Source organism: Sunxiuqinia dokdonensis, from assembly GCF_001270965.1.
Classification (GTDB): domain Bacteria; phylum Bacteroidota; class Bacteroidia; order Bacteroidales; family Prolixibacteraceae; genus Sunxiuqinia; species Sunxiuqinia dokdonensis.
Genome location: NZ_LGIA01000020.1, coordinates 1 through 1,779 on the forward strand (window position 1 = coordinate 1; position 1,779 = coordinate 1,779).

Genomic DNA, 1,779 nt, shown 5'->3' on the forward strand with positions numbered 1-1,779 from the left:
GATAAAATACTAGAACGTTGCCAACAAGCGTAAAAAAGATACGTTCATCTAAAAAATTACCAATAAATTAGTTGTTGATTAATATTTAAAACTAAGACAATAAAAATTTGTTCTTTTATAAAAAAACAATTAATTTTGTTACTTATAGTCAACATAAATAAAGAGATGAATAAAACTAAAATAAATGACCTAATTCAAAAATTCGACATCACAGATATCGAAAAGCATTTAATATATATTTACCTAAAAAATAAAGGATTAGATTTCAATAAAAGTCTAATATTAAAGAGCAAAATAGGCAACTTTCGACCATCATCAGAATTATTCCTTTTATGTTCTACTTTGGAAATTGATAGCTTGAAAGATTTAGAAAAAAATCTTGAATTGTTAATACCACAAAATGATAGAAAACTAAACGGAGCATTCTTCACACCCAACTATGTTATAGATTTTATTATAAGTGAAACAAATCCAAATGAAAATGATAAATGTTTAGACCCAAGTTGTGGATGCGGTGCATTTCTGATAGGTCTTGTTGAGTATTATAAAAAGAATTACCAAAAAAGTGTAAAACAAATCATTCAGCAAAATATTTTTGGCGCAGATATTCTTGATTACAATGTAGATAGAACTAAAACTTTATTATCTATTTTTGCCCTTCAACATGATGAAGTTATTGAAGAGTCGGATTTAAATATTGAGCATAAAGATAGTTTAAGAGATAATTGGAATTACAAATATGACGTTATTGTTGGAAATCCACCATATGTAAAATATCAGGATTTAAATGATAATAATAGAGTAGAATTAATAAGACGTTGGCAATCAATAGAAAATGGAACTTTTAATTTGTATTTTGCATTTTTTGAATTAGGTCACAAGTTACTTAATGACTCTGGCAGATTGGGTTATATTACTCCTAATAATTATTTTACCTCATTATCAGGTATATCTTTAAGACAGTATTTTCACAGACACAAATGCTTGACAAGAATCGTTGATTTTAGTCATAAAAAAGTATTTGACGCACAAACATATACTGCAATATCATTTTTAAACAAACAAAAGAACGAAAAAATACTTTATGATAAAATTCTTGAATATCAAGAGTGCCCTGACTTTTTACTTAAAGCCAATGGTTCTCCAAATTATTTAGACAAATTAAATGTAAAAAAATGGCGATTACTTAAAAAACAGGAACAAGAAAATATCAGGATTATCGAGACGATTGGAACTCCAATTAAAGATTTATTTAATATAGCCGCTGGAATTGCAACCTTGAAAGATGAAGTATTTTTTGTAAACTCAATAATTGAAAAAGACGGATTAATAAAAAAAACAACCGAAAATGGTGTTTTCTATATTGAAAAAGAAATAACCAAACCTGTTTACAAAATATCAAACTTTAAAAATCAAGAAGATATATATCAAAATACACTTAGGATTATTACGCCCTACTATTCGAATTCAAAAAGTGCTACTCCAATTCCCGAAACAGAATTTAAAAAACAATTTCCACATTGTTATGAGTATTTGTTGTCTGAAAAAGAAAAATTAGATAGTAGAGATAAAGGAAAAAAAATCTATAAACCATTTTATTCTTGGGGGAGAACACAAGGAATAACAAGATTTGGTAAAAAAATACTTAATCCCACTTTTAGCAAACATCCAAGATTTTTATTCGTTCCAGAAGAAGATGCTTATTATACTAATGGCTATGGCATTTATTTTTCAAAGAACAATAACGAGACAGCCTCATTATTCGAAGATATTAAACAC

General features: G+C 27.0%; 1 protein-coding gene. It reads left to right on the plus strand.

The annotated features are described in order from the left end of the window. Nucleotides 1-165: 165 nt before the first annotated feature. Nucleotides 166-1,779 (plus strand): HsdM family class I SAM-dependent methyltransferase (locus NC99_RS01910; protein ID WP_082326259.1); only part of this gene is annotated, 1,614 nt, incomplete at its 3' end.